Here is a 26407-nt window from a genome sequence, read left to right on the forward strand (position 1 = left end):
TCAACAACAGACGTCTACTCGGCCCCATCGGAAACATCCCCCCAGCAGAGGCCGAAGACAACTTCTATGCACAGCGCGACGTGCTCGATATGGTCGCGTGAAATGAAGCTATAGGTCTCCGACAAACCCGGGGCGATTCACGATGATGGGCCGGGCGGCGGCACCGTCGACCGGCTTCAGGAGAAGATCGCGGCGATCCAGGAGCGGCGTGCACGCCTTGACGCCCATGGCAAGGCCCTCGCCGAAAGTGGCGAGGACCAGATCTCGCTCATCGATCCTGATGCACGGGCGATGCACTCCAGCAGCCGTATCGGGGTCGGATACAACATCCAGATTGCGGTGGACAGCAGGTACAAACTGATCGCGGAGCAGCAGGTCCACAACAAGATCAGCGACCTGGGCCTGCTGACCGAGACTGCCAAGGCCGCGCGCGAGGCCCTCGGCGTCGACAAAATCGATGCCGTAGCCGATCGCGGATACTTCAAGATCGAGGATATCGAAAGCTGCGAGGCGGCAGGCATCGTGCCCTACGTTCCCAAACCGCAGCGAAGCTCCGCCGTTGCCAAAGGATTTTTTACCAAGGGTCAGTTCCGGTATGACGCCAAAACCGATAGCTACACATGCCCTGGCGGCGAGGCGTTGAGCCGTGTTCGCAGCCGCCCGGTTCGCGATAAGGTCCGCTTGTTCGACTATGCCAATGCCGTCGCGTGCAGAACCTGCGCGCTCAAGGAGCGAAGCACGGCGGCTCCGTCCCGCAAAGTCACCCGATACGAGAACGAAACGGTGCTGGACCGGATGGCCGCACGTCTGGCCGCGCGGCCCGAGGTGCTCGACCGACGTCGCGAAAGCGTCGAGCACCCGTTCGGTTCTGTGAAGCAGTGGATGGGCCAGGGCGCATTCCTGATGCGAAAGCTGGAAAACGTGCGCGCCGAGTTCAGTCTGACGGCAATCGCCTACAACCTGCGCCGGGCGATCACTCTCGTCGGTATTCCAGCGCTGATCGCCGCCGTATCGGCCTGACAGTTGGTCCACTTTGCAAAGACTGGCCCCACATTTGCCTTCAGAAACGCCAGGAGACCCGCGAGAACCCCGTCTGAGCTCCGGATCGCCACAACCATTCGAAACAGACTATTCTCAATGAAAACGCGGCCCAAAACTCAATCCCAACCGGGTTTTCACACGGTCTGTATGATTTCAAACAGCGCTAGGCGACTCAGGTTTCGTTAGAAACGCCTTAGGTCCCGGCGTTCAGTGCGTCCCCGAGAATTTTCACGAGTTGTTCAGGCGCCTGCCCATCATGGTCGTTCCAATAGGCCTTGGTGGCTTTGTAGGGCAGCGGTACATGTATCTGGACGCGACGACGACAGACATGACGCGGCAGAAGACTAAAGTCCCGTGCCACCACCTCGCTCGGGGTTTCGCGGATGTACAATGCGGCTGCGCGGGTCATCAGCCCGGGCCCGGTCTTCGCCCAGGTGGTATCATTCTCACGCGAAAGCAATGAGTCTCGCGCCATGTCTATCGCAATTTCAACGAGCCGATGCCGAGGTCTGGCAAGCATGACATTGTTGGAGATCGCACCAAAGGGCTCTCGAAACAGGACGATGCCACGGCCGAGCGAATTCAGCCTGTCCGGCGAATCGATGAGCTTGTCATCTGCATCTGCATACATCCCACCCTTGGCATACAGCAGACACAACCGAAGAAAATCGCATTCCTCCGCCACATGGTTCGCCATTTTGAAGGCCCGAACGTGATCGGCGCCAAAATGTGTGTTCAAGAACGAGATCGCATCATTGCGGTGCAGCAGATTGTATTCGTACCGGTCGTGGTTCTGCCAACTCAGCATGAGCTTGCTGACATCCCTCGGGACAATGTTGGAATCCCAGTACTGAAATATGCGCTGTGGTATATCCTGCTCCAGGCTTGGTGGCGCCACCGGTGCGGGCTGCCGCGATTGCCATTCATCAAGCATCCGGGCGGCTGGGAAATAGTATTGCCGCGCCAGATCAGTCAGCACCCGGGGATCGGCTGTCGGGTCCTTGCCTTGAACGTCGCCACCGGCGCTTTGAAAAAGAAGCGCTTCATTTAACATCGAACCGACATGGGTGGCCCGGAATTGCGAAACCGATTTTTCTCCTCGCCCCGTTGCAGCAGCCACGTTAGGGACGAGCGCCATGGCGTCCTCAAACCGCCCGGTCGAAATGTACAAACGTAGCAATTGCTTGGCATCCCGCGATCCGATGGCAGAATTGTCAGAATTTTCAACAAGCGTGAGAGCGGCCTTGATGTCTTCGTTTTCGATCAACAACTCGATCCGTTGCCGTCTCAGATCGGCATTCGGCCAGGTGCATTCGATTTCATCTTGCAGATCGAGCGCCTTCTGCGGTTCGCCGAACCGTCCGTACGCCTGAACAAGCAGCCTGGCAAAGGCGAGCGAGTGCGGCCATTTGATTCGGCAAAATCGCAGGTAGCGCAGCAACGTTCGCCGCTCGCCTGCAAATAGTAGCAGCTGGGCAAGTGCCAAAGCCTGCTTGGGGGTTCGCCGCGCCTTCGGTTGCTCTTTCACTTTGTCTAGAGCCGTTTCTGGTCCAAACAGCAACGAATTCGCAAGAACTTCAAACTCCCATCGGGCGGAGCGGGGTACTTTGCGCGCAATGACATCAGACATGTTCACTGCAAAGTCCATATCGCCGTTGAACTTGGCAAGGCGCAACAAATGCCGTGCCAATTTCAATGGAATGCTCTTCCTTGCGAGTGCCGCCCGCAGGACCAAGGCCGCCAAGCCGTGCTCTCCCATCCTTTCGGCGACGCCCAGCAAGCGCGTTAACTGTTGAGCTTTCCAATCAGTTGGTATCCAGGTGATCTTTCGCAAGAACGGTCGGGCACGATCCGGAATGCCCGCGCGCAGGCAAACTTCGCAATACTTGAGCAGCATGTCCGGGTCATACGTCTGTGGTTCGTCCCGGGTTTTCTGAACGGCGATGTCTGGTTCCGATGACAAATGCCTCAACTCCCCGCTTTCAGGCCTTGCTCCAGCATCTCCAGCGTGTCTTCGATCTCGCCGCTTTGTTCGGCGATTTCGGCAAGCCCCAAGATCGCCCTGTTGTTCTCGGGATCTGCGGCAAGGACACTTTGAAACAGCTCTCTCGCCGTGCCGGGATCGCCTGATGCAAGATGTACCTCTGCCAATTGTAGATCGAGCGCCGGGCCGGCCTGAGTATTCTGCTTCAAGCTATGCAGCATGGTCAGTGCATCTTGGTGCCTTCCTGCGCGGACCAGTATTCTTGCCTGTTTTTCAGACAGATCCAGATCATCGGGAAAATGCGTCAGCGCCTCTTCACAGGCAGCAAGAGCGGCACCAAGGTCGCCCGAGGCCAACAAGATATCAGCGCGCCCGGTCAATGCCCGCCGACTCCCTGGCGATTTTCTCAGTATCTCGGAATAGATTGCCCGCGCATCCTCAGTTTTTCCCAAGGCGGCAAATGATCGTGCAAGAGCGATCTTGAACTTTCGACTTGTTGGGTTGCGCGCGAAAAACCCGCTCAGAAATTCGACCGCTTTGGAGGTGTCGCCCATGCGCCGCAACCCGGACGCGCGTCTTAGGACGAGGGTTTCATCACCAGGCACATTTTCAAGGCCCCGATCGCACAGCGTCACGGCCAATGACGGTTGCCCGGTTGCCAGCGCGACATCTGCCTGGCCTGTCCAGCCAGCGGGTTGTTTTGGGTCAATGGCAACAAGCTGACGAAAGTTCTCTTCGGCCGCGATGTATTCTTCTATTGCAAAGAAATCACGTGCCTTGCGAAGGATTTCCTTGGCGGGTTTCGGCGGGTTCTTGGCAAGGCTCCGTTTCTTTGCTTTCTGGCCCATCTGTCGAAGCAAGATGGCCAACTTGGATTCCAGGTCAGAATCTCCCGGCAGCACGGCTAGCGCGTTCTCAATACAAGAAATGGCCTTTTTCGCGCGCCCGGCGGCAAGAGCGGCATCAACCCGCGCCCGCAGTGCTTTCTTGTGCGCAGGATTGATTTCCAGGACCGCAGCATACAAAGCATCTGCTTGCGCTGACTCGCCGATTGCCTGAAAACACTTTGCAACTGCGATGCGCGCCGCATTCTCGCGGCTTCTGACCGGGTTAGGGGGCAGCAACATGTTGCGCGCGACCAACAAACAGTTCTGCAGCGCGTCCTTACTGAATGTGGTCTCGTCCGAACTCACTTCGATGTCGACTTTCCATTCGCCGGTGCCGATGAACCAAGAGACCATCCAATCAGCCAGGCACTGCAGATGTCGTCCCGGACCTTGCATCCAATGGGAGAGGTGGCCAGAGGATCATCTGACGCATTGATCGGCGTCGTCTCGGCACCAATGTCGGTTTCGACGTCTGAGCCACCACTCACGCGATGTTTGCAGTCGGGCCGCTTGCTCAAACACCGACTCAATTCAGGGTTTCATTTCGACAGGGGCGTTGCAGCGCTCGGCAATATCGCAGGAAATGAATGGCAATGGACAGCAGTGCAGACCAACTTTTCACGTTCCGCCGATTCAACTGTCGGGCCAGGTAGCTCTCCCATCGGGATCATATTTTGAACTATCTGATCGGCGCCCACGATACTCTTGTTCTGCGCCGTCCCGGCGACAGGCCAGTGGCAATGCCAAAGCCTGTCACCAGTGCCAGTGTCTAGGCGGCTATCCGACCGGCCAGCCGCGCCCGGATCTGCGGTGGCAGCAGCCGTTTGGCGGAGACGCGTGGGCGGTTCATTTCAGTGATGGCCCGTTCGGGACCATAGAGTTCCTCGTATTCCGCATGGTTATCAAATGCCTGACGGCCGATGTAATCCACGAAGGTTTCCGTCGGTGTGCCGTTGGCGAGGACCACGTCGTGGTTTTCTGTCTCGATGTGGTAGTAGGTAACCCGGTCGGGAAGACTGTCGATCGACTCGGACGTGATGGTGGTATCATTCACCAACGCGCTGGCATTGATCGCGAGGTCGTCGATGATCAGCGCGTGATCGGCGGTCACCACGAGGTCGGTATGTGGCAGACCTCCGCCCAATGCACCCGCTGTCACGCGGACAGGAACGAAGCGTTCGGCCGGAGTGAAAATCTTGTGCACGGTTTGGCGACCGATCCATTTGACCGGCACGGTGCGGCCGTCCTGTGTCAGCAGCGTATCGCCGATCTTGAGCGCTTCAACTGCGGTTTCGCCACCGGGCGTTGCGATCAGTGTGCCAGCCGCAAAGCAGACAAGAGTTGGATCTGTATTGATCGCGCTCTCTGGGAAGGTCGCTTCGCCAACGTCGAAATTGCTCGGGTCAGGAACTGAGGCAATGCCAAGATAAGTGGAGTCGGGACCCTCAATTAGCAAAAAGGTCTCTCCACCCAAGGTGACGGTTCCGGCGAAAGCTCCCGAACCAGTGGGAATTCCATTGGTGATTAGGTTGTCACCGACTTCAAACGTGGTGCTGTTGGGGTCTTTGTCTGTCACGCTTGCATCGAATGCGCTCGCGTCGTTTTGGACGCCCACTTCGTTCGGCGTCCCCTCGGACCCCTTGGTGATAAAGGTAAAAAAATTGAATTCAAATTCGGCCATATGCTCGTCTCCTCGATACGTTGACTATACTTTGGTCCGGCTTCCTCAATTTACTGGAGGGGTAGTGAAGCCTATTTCCACCAAAGATGGCGGAGCAACGATTTTGAACCACGAATTCTTGCAGGAACGCGCTTTGAGCGATATTACGCTGCTTTGTGGTCCGATCCGGGCAGTCGGAACGATCTATGGTTGATCGTACATCTGACGCACGACCTAAGCGTGTTTCTTGATCTCGCCTGTGAAACTCCCGGAGGTTGAGCACAGAACAGACTTAGAGTGTCAAGGGTTGAAATAGCGTGCGGTGGCGGGATGCCAGTGTTACGATTAATTGTTTCCAATCAGGTTGTTGAACCCATTTTCACCTGTTGCCCGACATGCGTTCAACCACCGGAAAGGACCCGAATCAGTCTTATTGAGGCAACCAAGATGCGTATCAAACGGTGAAGCCGTTTCAAGACGATCCCAATATCTGCACGGTTGTGTCCCGGGACGTGGTGTAACTCCGACGGTAGCGTTGGCTGAGTGGAGCCACGCGCAGCTCAGGCGAAGCCCGCCCTGATATGCTGCCCGCCACAGCCAATGGTTCTTGTCACGCATCGTGATCGGGTCCGGGACACCGGGCGTTTGGGCGAAACAGGCCACTGACCTGTTTCCGGGACGCTCTCACCCTCATCGAGATACCAGATACTATCAAGTTGACCACCGGGTTTCCCTGCCCACATTCGCATCGTCTGATGCGACAGGATGATACCGCGCGCGGCCAACAGACATTTGATCATCCGCAGCTCAGTGGAATTTTGAAATGCAGCCAGACTGCGTGGGCGATCGCATCTGGAAGAAGAAGGTGGCGATGAAAAAGGAAACCAGGGTCGGATTTTCACAGGCTGCCCCTTCGTACAGCATCGGATGCTGTGCGTTTAGTTCACGGTGCCCGTGTACATCACGTTCGTTGGTGGCTAATAAAGCAAAAAACCGAAACAACACTGCAAAAGCAAGACGGAGGCGGAATGTCAGACACTCGTGACTACGACGCAGAGTTCAAGGACAACACAGACCGTAAATACGCCTATGACTTCGATTTCGACGTCATGCACAAATATATGATGCGGTCCTTTGCACCATTTCTACGCCCCGGCTCTGCGCTGGAGCTTGGCAGTTTCAAGGGCGATTTCACCCGACGCCTGTTGCCGCTTTTTGATGATCTGAGCTGCGTCGAGGCCTCGGCCGAGGCGATTGAGCAGGCCCGCGAGATCATACCAGACAACGTGCAGTTTCACGAAGGCATGTTTGAGACGATCACGCTGCCCAAACGCTATGACAACATCATCCTGACCCATGTGCTGGAACATCTGGACGATCCGGTGGGTGTCCTGCGCCGCGTGAACACCGAATGGCTGGCAGAGGGCGGCCGCTTCTTCCTCGTGTGTCCGAACGCCAACGCACCGTCGCGGCAGATCGCGGTCAAGATGGGGCTGGTCTCGCATAATGACGCGATCACACCCGGTGAGGCCGAGCATGGGCATCGCATCACCTACAGTCTTGATACACTGGAACGCGACGCCGCCGCCGCCGGTCTGCGCGTGGTGCATCGCTCGGGGATATTCTTCAAGGCGCTCGCAAATTTCCAATGGGACCGGCTGTTGAACACCGACATCATCTCACCTGAGTATCTGGATGGCTGCTATGCGCTTGGTCAGCTTTATCCGGATCTGTGTTCAAGCATCTTCCTGATGTGCGAGGCCGGTGAATGACGAAAGACGCGGCGAAATCCGACCTGCCGATCATTTCGGTCGTTGTTGCGGTCTATCAGAACAAGGGATCACTGACCCAGACCCATGCGGAGATCAGCGCGCTGTTTGCCGGGCCGTTGGCGGACTACCAGCCAGAGATCATTTTTGTCGATGACGGTTCGACCGACGGCTCGCTGGACGAATTGCGCCAGATCCGCGATGGCGATCCGGCGGTAAAGGTGATCACCTTTACCCGCAATTTCGGTCAGATGGCAGCGATGCTTGCCGGGTTCAACGCCACCACCGGACAGGCGGTCATCAACATCTCGGCCGACCTTCAGGACCCGGTTGACCTGATTCCCGAAATGGTGACGCGCTGGCGCGCAGGGTCGGAAATCGTGATCTGCTATCGCACCAACCGGGCCGATCCGTGGGCCTCAAAGGTACTGTCGCGCGCGGCCTACCGGATGATGCGCACGGCGGTGCCCCAAATCCCCAAGGGCGGGTTTGACTACGTGCTGATGGACCGCGTGGTGATGGATCAGTTCAATTCCATGGACCGCAGGCACCGGTTCTTTCAGGGCGATTTACTCTGGCCCGGATACAGCACCAGCTTCATCCCCTACGAGCGGCGCCAGCGCACCGTCGGCAGATCCCAGTACAATTTCACCAAGAAACTGCGGAACTTCATGGATGCGATGCTGGATGCGTCGTTCCTGCCAATCCGCATGATCACGCTCATCGGCGCGACCACGTTCCTGCTTGGCATCCTCTATTCGATCTCTATCGTCATCGCCTGGGCGGCGGGCAATGCCCCGTTCGAAGGCTGGGCACCGCTGATGATCGCCATTCTGATGATCGGCGGGTTGATCATGCTGATGCTGGGCGTGATCGGCGAATATATCTGGCGCATCAACGAAGAGGTGCGCAAACGCCCCAACTATGTGATCCGGGACGTTCTAAAGTGACCCGCGTTCTGACTGCCCGGACCGTCAATGGTATCGCCTGCTACAGCCCCGATGTCGCCGAGTCTTATGCCGATTACCCCGATGCCGCGTTCGAGGTGACCGATGCCGAGGTCGAGCGCAGCTTCTGGGTCCGTTCGCGCAATCGCCTGTTCGGCTGGCTGGTCCAGCAGGATGTCACCCGTCTCGGTCGCGCCAACTTACTGGATATCGGCTGCGGCACAGGTAGTTTTCTGGGCAAGATCATCGACATGCCCGGCCTGTCCGCCACCGGGTCCGAGATTTACCTGTCCGGACTGAAAATCGCGCAGAAACGCCAGCCCCGGGCCGAATTCATCCAGTTCGACGTGACCCAGGGCGTGCTGGACCGGCAATTTGATATCATAACCGCCTTTGATGTCTTGGAACATGTGGAGCAGGACGAAGCGGGATTTCGCAACATCCACGACATGCTGAGCGATGATGGCACCTATATCATGTCCGTGCCGCAACATGCCTTTCTGTGGAGCCGCCTTGACGAAATCGTGCACCACAAGCGCCGCTATTCCAGAGCCGACCTGCTGACAAAGTTGATCGCCGTCGGGTTCGAACCCCAGCGTGTCACCTCGCAGGTCTTTTTCCTTTTTCCGCTGGTTGTTGTCTCGCGGTTGCTGGACCGGTCAATATCGGGCGCAGCCCCCACGGATGATGCACAGGCCCTGCTAGCTCGCGTCAGCTTCCCGCGGCCGGTCAACTGGCTGTTCGACAAGATCATGCGCTTGGACGAGGCGCTGATAAGGATGGGCCTGTCCCTACCCTTCGGCAGCACCCTCATCGTCGTCGCCCGCAAGTCCGGCGCGTGACGGTATGGTCATGCAGACCGAATTCCCCCGCTTTCTGGTCGTCGGCGCGATCAACTTTGTCTTTACGTTCTTGGTGTTCACCGGCACGCTCAAGCTGCTTGGCCTGCCCTATATCGCGGCCTTGCTGATTTCTTGGGTACTCGGCAATATCCTGACCTACGTGCTGAATTTCCTGTGGGTGTTCCGCCCCGAACCGACGCTGAATTTCGGCAGGCGCTTTGTGAAGTACTTGACTGCAGGCACGGCCTCGGTCGCGATGAACGTCGCGGCTCTGACGGCGCTGGTCGAACTGGGTGGGTATGATCCTTTCTGGTCGCAAGTGGCCCTGATTCCGGCCATCATCGCGGTGAATTTCTCGACCGCAAAATGGTGGTCGCTGCGCCGGAACGGGGTTGGCAAATGACATCGGCTCCGAGGCGCGGCGTATTCCTGTTTTCCTGTGCGGCACTTGCCTGCGGCGCCATTCTGGTTGCTGCGGTCATCTGGGCGTCGGACCGGGGTTTTGACATCACCGACGAGGCCTATTACATCCTGTCGGCCAAGCATCCGGACAAGGTGCAGCTCTATATCTCGGCGCAGCACTGGATCCTCGCTCCCCTGTGGAGTTTGGTTCAGTCCTTGCAGGGCTTTCGCCTGATCGGCATGGGCATCCTGGTGCTGTCGGCAAGCGTACTTGGGCTTGGCGCACTGCGGGTGGCAGATGAACTGGGGCTGACGCTATCCACGCCGCTGACACGGGCCGCGATCTGTGCAGCGGGTGCGGTTGGGGCGCTGCTATACGTGTCAACCATCGCACCCAGCCCGTCCTATAACCTGTTGGCCGCTGCCGGAGCTTATGCGGGGGTCGGATTTGCACTGTTATGCGTGCCGAAATCGCCAGGCACCGGGCGCGTCCTCTTGCTGGCCAGTCTCGCCGGCGCAGCGCTGGCCGTCGGGTTCCTGAACAAGCCCTCTGCCGGGGTCTGCGCCGGCGTGCTGGCGTCGCTTCTCTTGCTGACGCTGGCGACGGGCGGGCGCAAATGGCTGTTGCTGGTGATGATCGGATTTGGCGGGGTGGCCACGCTCGCCGTATTCTACCTGGTGCAACCGGCCGAACCACCGGTCCTTGACAGCCTGCGCGATGGGTTTGCCCTGTTCCGCATCGTCCAGTCCGAACCTATCGTCACACGCCTGCTGCGCTATGCCGCGACCATGGGTACATCCATGGGCGAGTCCATCATGGGTTTCGCGCCCGCGCTGGCCTTCGTGCTGCTGTTCCTGGTCGTGCCGCGCTGGTGGAGCGCGGTGTTGATCCCGCTGGCGCTGGTCGTGTCCATTGTCGACAACAAGCATTATCTGGGTGGCAGGTCGAGCTATCATGACCAGATGGAGGCCCTGTTCATCATCATGCTGGTCCTGTGCATTCTCGGCACCCGGCACTGGACGCGCGCAACCCGACCGGCGCTGCTGTGCCTTGGACTGCTCGCCCTGCCGTATTGCGTCGCGATCGGGACCGGCAACGCCTTGTTCACGCAGGTGATCGTGTCGCTTGGCGGCTGGAGCGTGCTGGCCGTCCTGATCGCCACATCCACGCCGCCCGGCGCGCCCCACGCCTTTGCCCGGCAATCGACTGCGGCCATCCTGCTTGGCCTGATCACGGTGCAAGTGCTCAGCAGCTATACCCGCGATCCCTATCACCTCGCCGCGCCGCTGACCGGCCAGACCGAACCGACCCCTGTTGCGGGCCTTGGCACACTCAGGCTTGATCCGAAAACCACGCAGATGTTGGCCGAATTAAGTGCTGCGCGCGACACCTGCGAGATCGCTGCGGGCACCGATTACCTGGGCCTATACAACGTGCCCGGCCTCGCTCTGCTGCTTGAGGCCACGCCGCCGCTGTCGCCCTGGTTAAACAATATTGCCCAGCTGCACGCCTTACTGCCACGCTTGCAGGCTCAGCCGAAAAACCGCCTGGTCATCGCCCTGACACCCGAGGCACAGGGCGTGGACGGCGCCTTGCCTGACCAGTACAGACCCCTGCGCGACACCTATCAATACTGCGGCGACCTGTTCGAGCCGTATGTACAGGAGACGATCGAGATCTGGGCCACGAAGCCCGCGCCGAGCTAAATGCGATCACCTTTCAGGCAAGGCGAGGGCATACAGTTGTACGTCGGCTGGGCTACGGCGCATTAAGAGAACAGTCCAGCAAATTGGCATCCTATTCTGCAATACCTTCATGAGGATCGAGGTTTTCGAAAGAGCTGGAAAAGATTGGTCTTCAACAGCTCTTGCCAGACCAAATAGTCCGTGAAATAGCCCGTATGGCCCCCAAACCCCGCAGATCGATTGTCTACGCCTGTTTCGGCATTGTTGCTATTCTGGCAGGGTAGGTCAGGAGTCGCCAAGAAGTCTATTGTGGTGCCGACGAAATCATCTTTGCGATAGATATTGTGCCACCTAAAATCCGGCAGGATATCTGCGCGGGTTATCCCGAAGTCGGCCGAGAAATATTGAAGATAGATATGCGTGACCGGCGAACCCATGGTGATCAGGCATTTCGCGCCGGAAACATCTTTGATTTTTGCCATCAACCCAGTTTTTGAAGCCCGATCCTCGCACAGATTGCGCGTCGCGATCACGGTGCCCTGTGAATGTGAGAAGACCGTCAGATGATCGAAGGTCTCCGTGTCCAGCATATGGTTGACGACCCGCGAGAAACGGGCCTCGATCCGGGCGCGTTGGGGGTAGTTGTCTTCTAGTGTGCCGGTGAAATTGCACCGATTGCGGATCGAATAGGCGATGATGTCACGGGCGATGCCAAGAGCGGACCCCACAAATTCGCTGAAGTAGTAGATCAGGGCCGCCACCCCCAGAATACCCATGAGAATGATACCGAAGTAGGCGTCCAGAACCTCTGTCCATACGACAACGACAGCGCAAAGATCGGAACCCAGATCACAGTTTTCGGGATCTCCTGCACCGCCGAACAACAGTATCACGATACCCACCATCAACAGCAGGCTCGACGCAATGAAAGCGATGTCCAGGAGCAGGTTCAGGATGAGCCGGTCAACAAACAGTTTTCTGAGAAACGGAGCGGTCCTGTTCCTCAGCACTCGGCGAAAAAAGAGCACGATACCGATCATCAGCAGAATCACCACCAGCGCCAACGCCGCGAAACCAAGCGTACCAAGCGCTTGTTCGAGATGATCCTTGAAAATCTCTGCCAAAAGAAACGGTCTTGGCGTGCCATCTCCGTCCGTGGGCGGGCCCTGAATTTTCTTGACGGTATCGGTGGATTGTTCAACCAGCTTCTGCAACCCGACCCAGAAGGCCGAACTGAAGATCATCCAAAGCACGAGCATCGCGGCACTGATCCCCGGATAGATCAGTTGCCGTAGATTGGCCTGTGCGGTGTCGTCCTTTGCACCCGCGTCATTGGCCCGATGCCTGAGTGCATGCTGCTTTCTCTTCAGCCATTTCAAAAAGCGTCCGACGAAACCGATCAGAACACCAACGATCATTAAGAAGGAAAGCAAGATGGTCATGACCCAAACCGCTCCCAACGCCTGTACGGTATTGGCAATAAAGCAAGAGACATAGAACAGATCCTCGTCGTTCTCCGGTACGCCTCCGCAAATGCTGGCCGCAAGCGAAGAATTCGACGCCAGCGCCGCGAGGATCGTCAAAAGCCCGAGTAGGAGGAGGCCCCGCCAGAAAAGCCGCAGGAGATATGTTCCGCAGAATGCAGATGATTGCATCACTGCGCCGGTCAGGACCGTGAAAAAACCCATCATGAGCAGCAGCTTGCGCGGGGCAATCGCGCCCTCCGAACCGATTGGCGCGACAATATCGATGAGGAGGAACCCCGCGCCGATCAACAAGAGCGCATTCAGCGGTGCAATCAAAAGGTAAAAGAGCCACACAAAGGCATGAACCGATAATTTGCCTATTCTGCCCGCCTTGCCCAGATTGTTATGAACGTTGTCGAGCGCAAGATACCCAAGGCCAAGGATCATGCTGAGCAAGTCGACGAACGTCCAGATTGGCCCCTTCGGCGCTGGAGAGAGATCCGCCCAGAAGACTTCGGCGAATACGGCTTCATCCGCGACCTGATTGCTGTCTGTGGGTTTCGACTTCACCCGGCGGATGTGACAGGGAAAGAGCTTCAGATTGCGATTATCCTTGTGATGGTCCGCTTCCGCCAACGAAATCTCGGTGGAGGAGATTTCTCCGTGTTCCTCATCGCCATCGGGATGCCTCGTCGTTGCTGCCGTGCACAACTCATCGACGGTTTCACCCGCGATCTGCTCTCCTATGCCATGCACGACGATGACGAGATGCTTGTTCAAAACGAGACCTTCTAAGCACTCTGGATACCAACCAAGACTATCAGAAATTTCGAACCCCCGGTAGAATCTTCTGGATGTGCCCGGACCGATGATCGCAGCTGCCGGGCAGTGGCTACACGAGATTGTCCAAATTTCCGGAGGCTTACGGCCTTCAAAACCAGCTTTCTTCCAATCATCCGGTTTTTTACACCCTTGACCGCAAGGCCCGAAACATACTGGCCGTCACTGCGATAAGAGAGCGAAAAATCTGGCTCTGGCCGGGTACATCTTGTGTCGCGCACCCCAAAACTTGAGATAATCGCGTCAAGGGATTTTATCGACTTTTGGTTCGCGCAGATCTTGACGTTTCAGCCACGCCAGATAGGTCGGCGCGACGCGGCGGACGAGGCCATGCATCGGAAAGGGCTGTGGCTCGCTCACCGGCAGGGCCAGTTCATCGGCGGGGGTGCCGGTCACGACGCGCGCCAGATCGCGGCCCAGTGCCGTGCCCAGTGCGACGCCGCGCCCATTGCAACCGATCCACGCCCAGCCCTCCGGTCCCAGCCGATGGATGCGCGGGAAGCGATCCCAGTTCATGCCGACATAGCCTGACCAGATGTGGGTCATCTCGGGCAAACCAAGGTCGGGGAAAGCCTGGGCGAGGTTCCGCGCGGCTTTTTTGCGTACCCGGTTCGCCACATCGAAATTGCCCATGACGGCGCCGCCGGTGATGAGACGGTTGCGCGCATCATAGCGGAAAAACCGCAGATCGCCGCGCGTATCCGACACCGCCTGCCGCCCCGGCAAAATCTTGCGGCGCAGGTTGTCGCCCAGAGATTCGGTGGCCATCTGCCAGCTGAGCACCGGCACGACCGACCGCGCCAACCGAGGTGCCAGTGACGGGGTCACCTCACCGGTATAGGCGTTCGTCGCCAGAATCAGCGCGCGGGCCTTGAGCGTGCCGCGCGCAGTCTTGATCACCCATTGCGCGCCGTCGTGGGCATAGCTCGTCACGGCAGAGTCCTCTTGGATCACCGCGCCCAGACCCTCGGCAGCCCTGGCCATACCCCGCGCCAGCGCCAACGGGTTGATATGCCCTCCGGTCGGATTGTACATGCCACCATACCAGAAATCCGATCCCAGCAGGTCTGCGGAGTCTTCGGCAGTCTTGAATTCGGCGGGAAAGCCATGACGTTGCCACGCCTCGACCCGCCTGCGCGACAGGGCCACACGGCCAGGGCTGTGCGCGGGCTGGAACCAACCGCTTTGTTCCGCTTCGGCGTTCATGTCAAATTCGCGCGCCAGATCGAACAGGATATCGGCGGAGTTGCCGATCAGTTTGACCATCCGCTCACCCGCCGCGCCATAGCGGCTGACCCAGGCGTCTGGTTCGGCGGCGGTCAGGATCGGGATCACCTGCCCGTTGTTGCGCCCCGATGCGCCCCAGCCAACGGCCTTGCCCTCCAGCACGGTTACCAGATGACCGCGTCGGGCGGTTTCGATGGCGGCGGATAATCCGGTGAATCCGGCACCGATGACCGCGACGTCGGTTTCGGCATTGCCGGACAACGGTGCGGAGAGCGTCCGTTCCGGCGCCGTTGCGGCCCAGAGAGACGGAGGAAACTCGACAGCGTCCGTCGTCATGCAGCGCCCTCCGTCACCGGTGCCGTCTTGAACGTCGGCGGGGTCCAGTGCCGCCCCGGAATAGAAGACAGCAGATTGCGGGTATAGGGATGTTGTGGATCGGCGAATACCTCGGCCGTCAGCCCGCTCTCGACGATTTCGCCCTTTTGCATGACGATGATCCGGTCGCACAGCTGCGCCGCCACCCGCAGGTCGTGCGTCACGAACAGCAGCGACAGTTGCATCCGTTCGCGCAGATCCGCCAGCAGTGTCAGCACCTGTGCCTGCACGCTCACGTCAAGCGCCGACACCGGCTCATCGGCAACGATCACCTTTGGCTCCAGAGCGAGGGCGCGGGCGATGCCGATGCGCTGACGCTGACCTCCGGAAAACTCATGCGGAAACCGGTCGGCGGCGGCGGGTGACAGTTCCACGAGTTCCAGAAGATCACGGGCGCGGGCCCGCGCCGTCTCGCGGTTTTCGCCGTGCACGATGGGACCCTGCGCGATCAGATCCACGACGCGCTTGCGCGGATTGAGAGACGCCATCGGGTCCTGAAACACCATCTGGATATGCTTGCGCATTGCGCGCAACTCGCGCGGGGAACAGGCCAGCAGGTCGGTATCGTTCAGTTCGACCGCGCCGGAATCGGCCTCGAGCAGGCGCGTCACGATCCGCGACACCGTGGTCTTTCCCGAGCCAGACTCGCCGACCACGCCCAATGTCTCGCCCTTGTGCAACTGGAACGTCAAATCCCTGACGGCGACAACCGCCTCGCGCTTGCCTGACAGGAACCCGCCGCTGGCCGCGAAGGTCTTTTTCAGCCCGGTGCCCTTGAGCACGACAGGCGCCTGCGTCACCGCTTTGGCAGGTGGTGGCGTCAGCGCCGGAACCGAGGAAATCAGCGCCTGCGTGTAGGGGTGTTTGGGGTCGTTCAGCACCTGCGACGCAGGCCCCGTTTCCACCATCACACCGTTGCGCAACACCACGACATGATCGGCAATCTCGGCCACAACACCAAAATCATGGGTAATGAACAGCACGCCTGCGCCGTCCTCTTCCTGCAATTCGCGGATCAGTTTGAGGATCTGAAGCTGTGTCGTGACGTCCAGCGCAGTGGTCGGTTCATCGGCGATGATCAGCCGGGGCGACAGCGACAATGCCATGGCGATCATCACCCGCTGTCGTTGTCCGCCGGAAATCTGGTGCGGATAGGCGTTGTAGGCCGAGGCAGGGTCGGGAATATGGACACGGTCGAGCATCTCGATAGCATGTGCGCGCCGCTCGGACCGCGGTGCGTTCATGTGCAGCCCCAGAACCTCGTCGATCTGCCAGCCCACGGTCTTTTGCGGATTGAGCGCGGTCATCGGCTCCTGAAAGATCATCGAAATCCGGTTGCCGCGAATTTTGCGCATCTCGGCTTCGGTCTTGTCCAGCAGGTTCTGGTTTTCAAAGGCGATGGCTCCGCCTGCCACCTGAACATGCGGCTCCGGCAGCAGCCGCATCACAGCCCCGGCTGTCAGTGATTTTCCGGAACCGGATTCGCCCACCAGACAAACGATCTCGCCCGGGTTCACTGTCAGGTTCAGACCTTCCAGCGCAAAAGGCCGGTCGGACCCTTCGGGCAAGGCAATCCTGAGATCTCGGATGTCCAGAACCGGGCCACTGCTCATCTCTGTTTCTGCCTCGGGTTCAACGCGTCGTTCAACCCCTCGCCCAGAAGCGAGAACGACAGAACGGTCAGCACGATGGCCACGCCGGGAATCGCTGCGCAATACCATGCGGTGCGCAGCACGGCCCGACCCTGACCGATCATGTTGCCCCAGCTTGCATAGTTCGGATCGCCCAGTCCCAGAAAAGCCAGCGCACTTTCCAGCAGGATCGACAGCGCCATGATGACCGAGGCATAGACGACGATCGGCGGCAGCGCGTTGGGCAGGATCTCGCGAAAGATGATGGCCGTGTTGGACACCCCCAGATTGCGCGCGGCATCGACAAATTCGCGACCCCGCAGCGACATGAACTCGGCCCGTACCATGCGCGCCGGGGCGGTCCAGCTGACGATGCCGATGGCAAGGGTGATCCATTCGATTTTGGACCCCAGGATCGCCACCAGCGCCAGCAGCAGCACAAAATTGGGTATGGTCTGGAAGGCTTCGGTGATCCGCATCAGGACGTCATCGACCCAGCCACCGAAATACCCCGCCAAGGCACCGATCACCACGCCGATGGCAATCGAGATCAGCGTCGCCACAACGCCGACCAACAGCGAAATCCGCGCACCATAGAAGATGCCTGAAAGGATATCGCGCCCCAACTGATCGGTGCCCAATGGTGTGGCCCAATCGACAAAAGGCGCGGTCAGCGGAACACCGGCGCGCCGCAACGGATCATCCGGATCGACCAGCCCGGCGGTCAACGCCATGAAAACAACAATGGCAAACAGGAACAATCCCAGTAAGGCAGCCCGGTTACGGCGGTAGCGGCGCCAGAACACCACCGGGCGCGACGGCTCGGGCGGGCGCAGATCTGCGTCAACCAGGGTCATGTCAGTTTGATCCTGCTGTCCAGCCGGGCATAGAGCAGGTCGGTCAGAAAGTTCACGACGATCACGATGACCGAGGACAGGAAGATGATCCCCATCAGCGTATTCATGTCCCGTTGCACCACCGACTGATAGGCCAGTTGGCCCAGCCCCGGCAGGGTAAAGATGGTCTCGACCACGACCGATCCGCCCAGCAGGGTGGAGAATTGCAGCCCCAGCAGCGTCACCACCGGCAACAGGGCATTGCGCATGATGTGATGGAACATGAGCCGGGTTTCGCCCGCCCCTTTGGCGCGCGCGGTGCGCACATAATCCAGCTCCGCGACCTCAAGGACCGAGGCGCGCATCAGGCGCAGGTAGAACGACAGGTAGATCAGCGACAGCGCGGCGGTTGGCATCACCAGATGCAGCGCCACATCGACCACATGATCCCACCCGGTGTAAAACCCGGCGATGGTCTTTATCCCGCCCACCGGCAACCAGCCCAGCTTGACCGAGAACAGAAGCATCATCATCAGGGACAGAAAGAAGCTGGGGGTGGCATAAAACACCAGTCCCAGGGTTGAAATCACGTTGTCGGTCAGCGAATAGGCCCGGCGCGCGGCAAAGGCACCCAATGCGATGCCGATGGTAAAGGCCAGACTGAGCGATGTCGCCATCAGCAAGAGCGTGGTGCCCAGACGATCCATAAGAACCCGCGACACCGGCTGTTCGTAAACAAAGGACCAGCCGAAATCGAAGGTGGCCAGTTTCGCCATATAGCGCCAAAGCTGGACCCAGACCGGCTGATCCAGCCCGTATTCCGCGCGCAATCGGGCGATAAAGGCCGCATCCGCTCCACCCATGTCTCCGACCAAGGCGTCCACCGTGTCGCCCGGTGCCAGTTTCAGCAGCAGGAACGTGCCAACCATGATCAGGATGATCACCGGCACCGCCTGAACCAGACGGCGCAATGCGTATGTCAGGATCGGAGGGACAGGCAGACTCATTCCCGGTCTTTCCGGTTGCGACCGGCTGCGCAGTGCTTTGCCGGGCCATGTCTTTGGTCCGGGCAGGAACAGGTAGCGCGCCCTGCCCGGTCTTGCATCACTCTTCCAGCCAGAGGTCATACCAGCTGGAGGAGTTCCAGCGCGGCGTATTGTGGTGGTTCTTCAGCTTCTTGGAAGTGACCGAGATGAACGGGTGTTCAATCGCAAAGATCACCGGCAGTTCCTCCATCGAGCGGCGCTGGATCTCGTGGTACATCTCGGCCCGCTTTTCCGGGTCCAGTTCCGAGGCGGCCTCGTCGATCATCTGGTCGATTTCGTCGCTTTGCCATCCGAACTGGTTGGTCCAGGGGGTGCCCTCGGGCTGACCTGAACGCAGCCAGACCATCGTCGACACAGCCGGGTCGGAACGGAACTGGTGCCAGCCGTTGGCGGTGTCGAAATCGTGATCGCGATAGACGCCGTTCAGGAAACCGGGCGCATCATTGGTCTGAAGCTCGACATCGATATCGATCTCCTTCATCGCCTGGGCAAAATACTCACCCCAAAGCTGGGTGTATTCACCCCAGGGTGCCGGGCGGTGCTTCAGCTTGAAACGGAAACCGTCGTCGCCCACGGGATAGCCCGCCTCGTCCAGCATCTGTTTGGCCAATTCCGGGTCATAGTCATAGGTCGGCACGTCATCGGTATAATTTGCACCCCCCGCCGTCGGAACCGGACCGCGACCGGGCTTGGCAAAGCCGCGCATGATGGTGTCGATCGCATAATCGATATCGAGCCCGTGATAGATCGCGCGACGCACGTTCACATCGGCCAGGATCGGGTTGCGATGATTAAACTCCACGGTCGAGTGGGCGACGTTGTTCTCGTAACCCTCGGTGCCCACGTCGAACCTGTCGTCCTGCGACAGCCGTTCGATATCGGCCATCGACACGCCGATGAACCCGGATTCATGCACTTCACCCGCCTCCAGCGCGGCGGCGGCGGCGGATTTGTCCTTGATGAAACGCCAGACGATCCGATCAAGATGGGGATAGCCCTCGCGCCAGTAATCCTCGTTCTTGACCGCCATTACATACTGGCCGCGTTCATACTCCACGAACTTGAACGGGCCTGTGCCGACGGGCGCGGTATTCAGTTCGTTCTTCAGGATATCGGTGCCTTCATACAGATGTTTGGGCATCGGGTGACCAAGGTCGGGCATTGCCGCAAGAAACAGGTCCATCGGCATCGGCTTGGAATAGTTGAACACGGCGGTATGCGGATCAGCACAATCGACCGACTCAAGGTTGGCCTGCAATGCCGAGGAATAATTCAGCAGCTTCTTCCACATTTCAATGGCGGTAAAGGCCACGTCGTCGCAGGTGAAATCCTCGCCGTCATGCCATTTGACGCCTTCACGCAGCTTGACGGTGATGTGCAGGCCATCCTCGGAACTGGACCATTCCGTGGCCAGCACCGGAACATACCCATCGTAGCTCTTGTCGATCAGGGGCTCCACGATCTTGCCAGAGATGTTGTAGACACCGGTCGACGCGCGCAAGGCCGGGTTCAACGTTCGCTGTTCGGAAATCATCTGCACGATTGCCGTTCCGCCCGTCGTCACATCCTGCGCCATCGCGGGCAGAGACATTGTACCCATCATGGCGGCACCGGTCATGGCGAGGGCTAGGCCCGTTCGTCCTGTCATCATCTTGCTGTATCCCCAAAATTGCTTGCCCCGTATGGCGCGGGGGCCTTGATCGAATGGGCCATACTGTGTGCGCTGCGAAATCGGAGGTCAACGGCAAACTCAACACCATTGCGAAACCCCGAAAGGTCGCTCTACAGTTGGACGGTAACGGGACGCAGCGTTTTCCCGACTTGAACAGAAAGGCCGCCAGATGCAAAAAACGGCGTGGATCACCGGAGCCGGATCCGGCATCGGCGCGGCACTGGTCAAAGCATTTTCCGCTGCCGGATATGGCGTCGCATTGACCGGGCGCACCCGCCGGAGCCTTGTGGATGTGGCCGCCTCGCTGCCCGACACGGCAAAGACGCTCCTGCTGCCCGGCGACGTGACCGACCGGGCCGGCATGGTGGAACTGGCTGCGCAGATCACGGAATGGGGCGGTGGCATTCATGTACTGTGCAACAATGCCGGGCTGAATATTCCGCAACGCAAGTGGGCCGATCTGGACTGGGACAGCTGGGATGACGTGTTCCGGGTCAACCTGAGCGGAGCCATGAACGTTATCGCGGCCTGTCTGCCGACGATGCGCCGGCAACGGGACGGGGTGATGATCCACACCTCAAGCTGGGCCGGTCGTTACCATTCTGCGGTGGGCGGCGTCGCCTATGGCGCATCCAAACATGCGCTTTCGGACCTGTCGGCCAGCCTGAACGACGAAGAGGGCGCGAACGGCATTCGGTCCACGGCGCTGTGCCCGGCCGAAGTCGCAACCCCGCTTCTGGCCAAGAGGCCCGGTTTTGACGCCTCGCGCATGGCGGCGATGATTCAACCCGAAGACATGGCCGAAACCGCGCTCTACGTGGCGCGGATGAACCCGTCGGTCGTCATACACGAAATTGTCCTGGCACCGGTGCGGCACTGACCGCGCCAAGCCATTCCCAAAGTCAATCGGAGAACCCGCATGTCCCATCCCGTCAAAGGCATAGATCATTGTTTCGTACTGGTGAACGATCTGGATACCGCCGCCGCGCAATATGCGGCTATGGGATTTACTCTCTCACCGCGCGGACTGCATTCGGCGGCCAAGGGATCGGCCAATTACACGATCATGTTTCCGGATGATTATTTCGAGTTGCTGGGCCTGCTCACGCCCACCGAACTCAACGCCAAGCGACGCAAGACGCTGGCGGAACAGGGCGAAGGGCTGCACGCGATCGCCTGCCGCATCGACACTGCCGATTCCGCCGCTAAGGCGCTTGAGGCGTTGGGCATCGCCACGCAGGATCTGAACAGTTTCGAACGGCCGGTTCCGCTGCCCGGCGGCGACACCGGGGTGGCGGCATTCTCGACGGTGACCTTTGCGCCGGACGAGGTGCCACTGGGCATGGTGTTCATGTGCCAGCACAAAACGCGCGAGACCGTTTGGCTTCCTGAACTTCTGACCCATCAGAACACCGCCTGCGGGTTGGACGCGATCCTGGCGATTTCCGAGTCCCCCGAAGAGGATGCGCAGCGCTTTGCGCGGTTGTGGGCCGCCGGACAGGTGGTCGAGGACAACGGCAGCTGTACCGTGCAAACGGGACAGAACTCGGCACCTTTGCAGTTGCTGAAGAGGTCCGACATGGCCGCGCTCTATCCCGATATCGACCTGTCGAAAACGGCAAGCGGAGCATTCACCGCTCTGCGGATCAGGGTAAGCGATATCGACGCGGCCCGCGCCTGTCTGGCAGCCGCCGAGCTCCCTGCCCACGACACGACATCTGGAGTGGCCGTGTCACCCGAAGCGGCGTCCGGCGCAGTGCTGGAGTTCGTACAGGACCGTCGCCAACCATAAATATCCGCAGCGGACACTGAAGCGGAAGCTGCTGCGATAGTGCCAAAGTCCTCAGCTATCAGTCGCCTCGCGGTCCCTAAATCAACGTTCATCAGAGACCGCTGGATCCGGAAGATCAACTCTCGCTGTTGCTTGCAATGCTGGCCAAATCCTCGGCGGTTCTGTGCATCAGGTCCAAATGGAGCTCTGCGTCCTTGAGACTCAATCGCTGCACGGGACCATGAACCGAAAGGGTTGACATGAGCCTGCCCCGGCCATCCTTGATGGGCACTGCAACCGCAACCATTTCGTCCATGAACTCTTCGTCATCGGTCGAGTAGCCGCGCTTGCGGATGATTTCTATTTCATCCTTCAGGATATTCGCGTCCGTGATGGTTTTTCTTGTATGCCGCTGCAGCTGTGTCGCGGCCAGGAAACGCTCAAGGTGTGATGGCAGCAAGGACGACAAATACATCTTGCCGCTGGCCGTGCAGTGAAACGGAACTGCCGACCCGATGGGAAGCTGGATCCGCAGGGGCCATTTCGACTCCACCCGATCGAGATAGATCATGCCGTCGCGTTCAGATGTGGCGATGTTGCAGGTTTCGCCGATTTCCTCCGCGAGTTTCTGCAGCACCGCCAGCCGCGCCGTTCTTATGCGCAGCGAGGAAAGAACGTTCACCGAGAGTGTTCTGAGCCGACGCCCGGGACTGAAGGATTTTCCGTCAATATCACGCTGAACAAGACCTTCCGCCTCCAAGGTGTTGAAGAGGCGATGCACGGTCGGTTTTGGCAAGCCTAGAACCGCGTTCGCTTCTGTCGGAGTTATCGGCACGCCAGCACGCCCGATTTCCTCCAGCAACAACACGAGACGCATGTTGGTCGGGATACTCTGGCCTTCCTGTCTGCGAGCGTTGTCAGCCATACTCAATTCATATCAACGGTTTGGCAACAGCGCCAAGGCTAGTTCGGGGATCATAGCAACAAGAAGCCATACTGCAATCAGCGAAAACAGGTACATTGTCGAGTACCGCAAGAGTCGGAAGTATGGAACACCTGTCACGCCGCTTGCGACATAGAGGTTCAGACCGTAAGGCGGCGTGATAAACCCGATGGAGGCGCCCACCAGGAAGATCACCGAAAAGTGGACCGGATCGACCCCGACAGAGGCTGCGACCGGCGCGAGAATCGGGGCAAGGATGATCGTTACAGGCAGGCTTTCCAAAATCATGCCTGCCACAAACACGATCGCCATTGCGGTGAAGAGAACGGGATAGTAGCCGCCCATTCCGGTCACGAACCCACCAATTACTGATTGAGCACCCAGCAACGATAGAATCTGTTGCATGACCACCGAAACCGCGATGAGCGGCGCGAGAATGCCGGTGATCTGCGCCGAGCGGACGACGATCGAAGGGATCTCCCGAATGGTGAACCCTTCAACCACCAACATGGACGCGGTGGATTTCTCGGATACCGGCGTGTCGGCATCCTGGCCCATGATCCTGTTCAGCGGAAAAGAAATCAGCCCTACGATGATACAGAAGCCGACCGTCACACCGGCCGCCTCGGTTGGAGAGAATTTGCCGGTATAGATACCCCAGAGCACCAGACCGATGGCAAAGAAGCCCAGCCAGGCGCCGATGGCCGTTTTGATGACCCGGCCAATTTCTAAACGGATCAAATAGCCCCAGCCGTTGATCGAACAGACGATGAATGCCGTCGCCATCATCGCAAAAACCATCAGCGTCCCCGGGATGATACCTGCCACGAAGAGTTCGGAAATCGGCAGGTTCATCAGGAAGCCGTAAACAATGAAGATGATCGACGGCGGGATGATGATCCCGACTGTGCCGCCCGCCGCCGCCGTGGCTGCCGAGAAGCGCTCGTCATAGCCACCTTTGACCATTTCAGGGTGCAGCATCGAACCAATGGTCGCCGTTGTTGCGGAGTTCGACCCGGAGATTGCAGCAAAGAGACCGCAGGCCCCAACGGCCGCCATCGCAAGACCGCCGCGCAGCCATCCCAGACAGGAATATGCGAAATCCGACAATCGTCGGGCAATTCCTGATTTGTTGATCAGGTCCCCCGTCAATATGAAGAGCGGCATCGCAAGCAAAGCAAAGCCCTTGTTAAAGACATTCAGCAGTTCCGCACCGGTGTTGTCCAATGTCAGCCCCATCACAAAGCTGCAGCCAACGACCCAGTACAAGATGACCAGAAGCACCGGAACGCCCAGCATGAACAGCATCGTCACAGCGAGCGAAATGATCGTGATCCATGTTCCGTCTTCCATCATACGTCTCCACCGATAACTGATTGCACGATCATGGGTTTGCCCGTGCGATAATTGCGCAGGTCTTCGACCAGGTTTTCGATGACGCGGCCCGCCATGAGGATAAAGGCGACTGGTACGGTGATAATGAACCACCACTGCATCAGATTGTCGGTGCCCAGAACGATCTGGAAATTGTCATAGGAGTTGACCGTGACCCGTGACGTCGTTGTGACCACGATCACGCAAAACCCGAACCACAGTGCCGCATCCAGGAGCAGGCAGAAGAGTTGCCCTCCGCGCGGAAACTGCGACCGAAACTCGTTGAAGCTCAGGTGCGTCCGAAGCCGGACGTTAAACGCACAGCCGAACCATGCCATGATCATGAACAGCATCGGCGGGATCGTTGTGGACCAGGCGGGCTGTCCCGGAACAAACGGAATGAACCGCTGCAAGACGCCCACGAAAATAATGGCGGCAATGATGATATAGGTCCACACGACAATGGTGCGTTCCAGGTGACGGTCCAGAAACGGGACCGCCTTGTAGAGGTAGTAGACCAAGGTGCCGCCCAACAACGTGAGCGGCCCAAAGACATACCATGCTGCGTCCGACCGATAGGCCTGTACTGTCTTGAAGTCGATATCACCCGTCAGCGTCGATGTGACGATGGTGACCATATCAGCCCAGATAGACATCTATGCGATTCCCTTTTTCTTGGAACATGCCGCCGGTAGCGGATGGAAGAACCTGTCTTGAAAAACAGTACTGGTCCGACCGATTTGCCGGACCAGCACCGCGTAAGCTTGTCAGCCTTTCCACCAGCGGCGAGGTTCGACATTTTCCGGCTTCATATCAGCGGGGACCTGGCGCGCGATGTCATAGATTTCCTGATAGGTGTCGATGCCACCGGCCCAACCGTTCAGACGTTCACGCCATTGCTCCCACAATTGTGGTTGAAACTCGGGTGAGCACATTTCTTCGGCCATCTTGATCTGATCATCTGCCAGGAATGCATTGCGTACATTGTTTTCCGCAAAAATCGTGCCCGGCAATTGCGGGTCCGAGAAACCGACAGTCTTGACCAGGGCAGCCTCGTTCGCCGCCTGCACATGGGTCTGTGTCCAGTATGCCGATTCCAATACGGCGTCCTGAAGCTCGCCGCTCAGACCATCAAACACGGAAGTTGCCATCGAGGTGTGCTCTGTGCCGCAGAAGAACTTGAGATCCACACACTGGGACACAACGGGCGACATGTTGGCATAGGCCACGGCGGACGCCCATGTTTCCGCACCATCAATCAGGCCCTGCTTCAACCCGTCCAACGTTTCTTCCCATGCGACGGGAACCGGGTTCAGGTTCAGCGCCTCCATTGCAATCCGGCCCAACTGGGTGCCGGTCACGCGGTTCTTGGTGCCGAACAGTTCTTCCAGCTTGGTGACGGTGGGCGCGTCCTGATACTTCAGGCCCAACTGGATGCCGCGCAATTCGCAATGGCTGAAGAGAAACTTCAACCCGTGCCGCTTTTCGAGAGGATCGCGCAGGATGCGCTGCGATTCAGGACTGTAGAGGAAGTGGTACTGTGACGCCCGGCCGGGGAACATGTAGGCATAGTCCAGCACGTTCAGATAGGGCGCGCCACCGGCAGAGTTCTGTGTGGACGCGGCATAGATATCAACGATGCCCTGCTGGGTCTTTTCCACGCAGGAGGTCTGCCCGCAGATTTGATTGTCGCCGATAAATTCGATGCGGATCTCGCCATCCGTGCGGCTCTCCAGATCGCGTGCAAACTCCAGAGCACCGGCGCGTTCTATCAGCAAATTCCTATCGTTAAAGCCCGACGCGCCGAATTTCAGCGTGTGCTTGGCCTCTTTTGAAAATCGACGTTCATAAGTCGAGTTCGCAGCGGCCGCGAGATTGGCAAGGCTCATTGCCCCGCCGAAAGACCCTGCGGCCAGAAGAGTCGAACTCATGCCGTAGCGACCAGCAACCCTGAACAGATCCCGGCGAGACAGATGCCCCAGCTTGCTTCCAATACTCATTTTTTCAT

General features: G+C 58.8%; 21 protein-coding genes. 8 read left to right on the top strand and 13 right to left on the bottom strand.

The features are described 5' to 3' along the window. Positions 1 to 291 precede the first annotated feature (291 nt). Complete coding sequence (locus QO231_RS10660; protein WP_316775927.1) at positions 292 to 1020, top strand: transposase; 729 nt, start codon at positions 292 to 294, stop codon at positions 1018 to 1020. Between the two features lie 214 nt (positions 1021 to 1234). Here QO231_RS10660 and QO231_RS10665 read toward each other — a convergent pair whose 3' ends face one another. From QO231_RS10665 to QO231_RS10675, 3 genes are all read right to left on the bottom strand, one after another. Further along, positions 1235 to 2938 (bottom strand): glycosyltransferase family 32 protein, encoded by a 1704-nt coding sequence (locus QO231_RS10665; protein WP_316775929.1) that lies wholly within the window; start codon positions 2936 to 2938, stop codon positions 1235 to 1237. Positions 2939 to 3009: 71 nt separating this feature from the next. Then, positions 3010 to 4266 carry a tetratricopeptide repeat protein gene (locus QO231_RS10670; protein WP_316775930.1) on the bottom strand — a complete coding sequence of 419 codons (1257 nt, stop codon included), beginning with the start codon at positions 4264 to 4266 and terminating at the stop codon, positions 3010 to 3012. 415 nt (positions 4267 to 4681) lie between these two features. Continuing rightward, the gene (locus QO231_RS10675) at positions 4682 to 5593 is read right to left on the bottom strand and encodes a Hint domain-containing protein (RefSeq protein WP_316775932.1); all 912 of its coding nucleotides are present in this window, start codon (positions 5591 to 5593) and stop codon (positions 4682 to 4684) included. Positions 5594 to 6600: 1007 nt separating this feature from the next. On the opposite strand from QO231_RS10675, the gene QO231_RS10680 reads away from it, so the two are divergent. Genes QO231_RS10680 through QO231_RS10700 form a run of 5 tightly spaced genes read left to right on the top strand, consistent with a single transcriptional unit; the run spans position 6601 to position 11239 of the window. Continuing rightward, positions 6601 to 7344 (top strand): class I SAM-dependent methyltransferase, encoded by a 744-nt coding sequence (locus QO231_RS10680; protein ID WP_316775934.1) that lies wholly within the window; start codon positions 6601 to 6603, stop codon positions 7342 to 7344. Continuing rightward, the gene (locus tag QO231_RS10685; RefSeq protein ID WP_316775936.1) at positions 7341 to 8291 is read left to right on the top strand and encodes a glycosyltransferase family 2 protein; all 951 of its coding nucleotides are present in this window, start codon (positions 7341 to 7343) and stop codon (positions 8289 to 8291) included. Before QO231_RS10680 ends, QO231_RS10685 begins: the two co-directional genes overlap by 4 nt. After that, positions 8288 to 9130 (top strand): class I SAM-dependent methyltransferase, encoded by an 843-nt coding sequence (locus QO231_RS10690; RefSeq protein WP_316775938.1) that lies wholly within the window; start codon positions 8288 to 8290, stop codon positions 9128 to 9130. The genes QO231_RS10685 and QO231_RS10690 overlap by 4 nt, the downstream gene beginning before the upstream one ends. 10 nt (positions 9131 to 9140) lie before the next feature. Beyond that, positions 9141 to 9533: a GtrA family protein gene (locus QO231_RS10695; RefSeq protein ID WP_316775940.1), complete on the top strand. Its 393-nt coding sequence runs from the start codon at positions 9141 to 9143 to the stop codon at positions 9531 to 9533. After that, positions 9530 to 11239, top strand: a complete 1710-nt coding sequence (locus QO231_RS10700; RefSeq protein ID WP_316775942.1) for a hypothetical protein — start codon at positions 9530 to 9532, stop codon at positions 11237 to 11239. Before QO231_RS10695 ends, QO231_RS10700 begins: the two co-directional genes overlap by 4 nt. A 107-nt stretch (positions 11240 to 11346) precedes the next feature. Here QO231_RS10700 and QO231_RS10705 read toward each other — a convergent pair whose 3' ends face one another. The 6 genes from QO231_RS10705 to QO231_RS10730 form a co-directional block, all read right to left on the bottom strand. After that, the gene (locus tag QO231_RS10705; protein WP_316775944.1) at positions 11347 to 13464 is read right to left on the bottom strand and encodes a V-type ATP synthase subunit I domain-containing protein; all 2118 of its coding nucleotides are present in this window, start codon (positions 13462 to 13464) and stop codon (positions 11347 to 11349) included. 303 nt (positions 13465 to 13767) lie between these two features. Beyond that, positions 13768 to 15087, bottom strand: coding sequence for an NAD(P)/FAD-dependent oxidoreductase (locus QO231_RS10710; RefSeq protein ID WP_316775945.1), 1320 nt, complete (start codon positions 15085 to 15087; stop codon positions 13768 to 13770). Next, on the bottom strand, positions 15084 to 16739 hold the full coding sequence (locus QO231_RS10715; RefSeq protein WP_316775947.1) for an ABC transporter ATP-binding protein: 1656 nt from the start codon (positions 16737 to 16739) through the stop codon (positions 15084 to 15086). The genes QO231_RS10710 and QO231_RS10715 overlap by 4 nt, the downstream gene beginning before the upstream one ends. Continuing rightward, on the bottom strand, positions 16736 to 17614 hold the full coding sequence (locus QO231_RS10720; protein ID WP_316775949.1) for an ABC transporter permease: 879 nt from the start codon (positions 17612 to 17614) through the stop codon (positions 16736 to 16738). The genes QO231_RS10715 and QO231_RS10720 overlap by 4 nt, the downstream gene beginning before the upstream one ends. Next, a complete protein-coding gene (locus QO231_RS10725; RefSeq protein WP_316775951.1) occupies positions 17611 to 18600 on the bottom strand; it encodes an ABC transporter permease in 990 nt (329 codons plus the stop codon). Before QO231_RS10725 ends, QO231_RS10720 begins: the two co-directional genes overlap by 4 nt. Positions 18601 to 18697: 97 nt before the next feature. Beyond that, positions 18698 to 20290, bottom strand: coding sequence for an ABC transporter substrate-binding protein (locus tag QO231_RS10730; RefSeq protein WP_316775952.1), 1593 nt, complete (start codon positions 20288 to 20290; stop codon positions 18698 to 18700). Positions 20291 to 20480: 190 nt separating this feature from the next. Here QO231_RS10730 and QO231_RS10735 point away from each other — a divergent pair, with 190 nt between their 5' ends. Together QO231_RS10735 and QO231_RS10740 are read left to right on the top strand one after the other, a co-directional pair. Further along, positions 20481 to 21191 (top strand): SDR family oxidoreductase, encoded by a 711-nt coding sequence (locus QO231_RS10735; RefSeq protein WP_316775954.1) that lies wholly within the window; start codon positions 20481 to 20483, stop codon positions 21189 to 21191. A 39-nt stretch (positions 21192 to 21230) separates the two neighbouring features. After that, on the top strand, positions 21231 to 22103 hold the full coding sequence (locus QO231_RS10740; RefSeq protein WP_316775955.1) for a VOC family protein: 873 nt from the start codon (positions 21231 to 21233) through the stop codon (positions 22101 to 22103). A gap of 115 nt (positions 22104 to 22218) precedes the next feature. Here the strand turns inward: QO231_RS10740 and QO231_RS10745 are convergent, their stop codons facing one another. The 4 genes from QO231_RS10745 to QO231_RS10760 all read right to left on the bottom strand — a co-directional run bounded on the left by QO231_RS10745 (position 22219) and on the right by QO231_RS10760 (position 26399). Beyond that, a complete protein-coding gene (locus QO231_RS10745) occupies positions 22219 to 23007 on the bottom strand; it encodes an IclR family transcriptional regulator (protein ID WP_316775957.1) in 789 nt (262 codons plus the stop codon). A gap of 12 nt (positions 23008 to 23019) precedes the next feature. Continuing rightward, positions 23020 to 24378, bottom strand: coding sequence for a TRAP transporter large permease (locus QO231_RS10750; protein ID WP_316775959.1), 1359 nt, complete (start codon positions 24376 to 24378; stop codon positions 23020 to 23022). Beyond that, positions 24378 to 25055: a TRAP transporter small permease gene (locus QO231_RS10755; protein WP_316775961.1), complete on the bottom strand. Its 678-nt coding sequence runs from the start codon at positions 25053 to 25055 to the stop codon at positions 24378 to 24380. Before QO231_RS10755 ends, QO231_RS10750 begins: the two co-directional genes overlap by 1 nt. Positions 25056 to 25166: 111 nt before the next feature. After that, positions 25167 to 26399, bottom strand: a complete 1233-nt coding sequence (locus QO231_RS10760; RefSeq protein WP_316775962.1) for a TRAP transporter substrate-binding protein — start codon at positions 26397 to 26399, stop codon at positions 25167 to 25169. Positions 26400 to 26407 lie beyond the last annotated feature (8 nt).

The organism is Sedimentitalea todarodis (genome assembly GCF_032595355.1).
Classification (GTDB): domain Bacteria; phylum Pseudomonadota; class Alphaproteobacteria; order Rhodobacterales; family Rhodobacteraceae; genus Sedimentitalea; species Sedimentitalea todarodis.

Coding starts and splice junctions, on each gene's coding strand:
- QO231_RS10660 (WP_316775927.1), top strand. CDS start 292: ATGCACTCCAGCAGCCGTATCGGGGTCGGATACAACATCCAGATTGCG.
- QO231_RS10665 (WP_316775929.1), bottom strand. CDS start 2,938: ATGCTGCTCAAGTATTGCGAAGTTTGCCTGCGCGCGGGCATTCCGGAT.
- QO231_RS10670 (WP_316775930.1), bottom strand. CDS start 4,266: ATGGTCTCTTGGTTCATCGGCACCGGCGAATGGAAAGTCGACATCGAA.
- QO231_RS10675 (WP_316775932.1), bottom strand. CDS start 5,593: ATGGCCGAATTTGAATTCAATTTTTTTACCTTTATCACCAAGGGGTCC.
- QO231_RS10680 (WP_316775934.1), top strand. CDS start 6,601: ATGTCAGACACTCGTGACTACGACGCAGAGTTCAAGGACAACACAGAC.
- QO231_RS10685 (WP_316775936.1), top strand. CDS start 7,341: ATGACGAAAGACGCGGCGAAATCCGACCTGCCGATCATTTCGGTCGTT.
- QO231_RS10695 (WP_316775940.1), top strand. CDS start 9,141: ATGCAGACCGAATTCCCCCGCTTTCTGGTCGTCGGCGCGATCAACTTT.
- QO231_RS10700 (WP_316775942.1), top strand. CDS start 9,530: ATGACATCGGCTCCGAGGCGCGGCGTATTCCTGTTTTCCTGTGCGGCA.
- QO231_RS10710 (WP_316775945.1), bottom strand. CDS start 15,087: ATGACGACGGACGCTGTCGAGTTTCCTCCGTCTCTCTGGGCCGCAACG.
- QO231_RS10715 (WP_316775947.1), bottom strand. CDS start 16,739: ATGAGCAGTGGCCCGGTTCTGGACATCCGAGATCTCAGGATTGCCTTG.
- QO231_RS10720 (WP_316775949.1), bottom strand. CDS start 17,614: ATGACCCTGGTTGACGCAGATCTGCGCCCGCCCGAGCCGTCGCGCCCG.
- QO231_RS10725 (WP_316775951.1), bottom strand. CDS start 18,600: ATGAGTCTGCCTGTCCCTCCGATCCTGACATACGCATTGCGCCGTCTG.
- QO231_RS10730 (WP_316775952.1), bottom strand. CDS start 20,290: ATGATGACAGGACGAACGGGCCTAGCCCTCGCCATGACCGGTGCCGCC.
- QO231_RS10735 (WP_316775954.1), top strand. CDS start 20,481: ATGCAAAAAACGGCGTGGATCACCGGAGCCGGATCCGGCATCGGCGCG.
- QO231_RS10740 (WP_316775955.1), top strand. CDS start 21,231: ATGTCCCATCCCGTCAAAGGCATAGATCATTGTTTCGTACTGGTGAAC.
- QO231_RS10745 (WP_316775957.1), bottom strand. CDS start 23,007: ATGGCTGACAACGCTCGCAGACAGGAAGGCCAGAGTATCCCGACCAAC.
- QO231_RS10750 (WP_316775959.1), bottom strand. CDS start 24,378: ATGGAAGACGGAACATGGATCACGATCATTTCGCTCGCTGTGACGATG.
- QO231_RS10755 (WP_316775961.1), bottom strand. CDS start 25,055: ATGTCTATCTGGGCTGATATGGTCACCATCGTCACATCGACGCTGACG.
- QO231_RS10760 (WP_316775962.1), bottom strand. CDS start 26,399: ATGAGTATTGGAAGCAAGCTGGGGCATCTGTCTCGCCGGGATCTGTTC.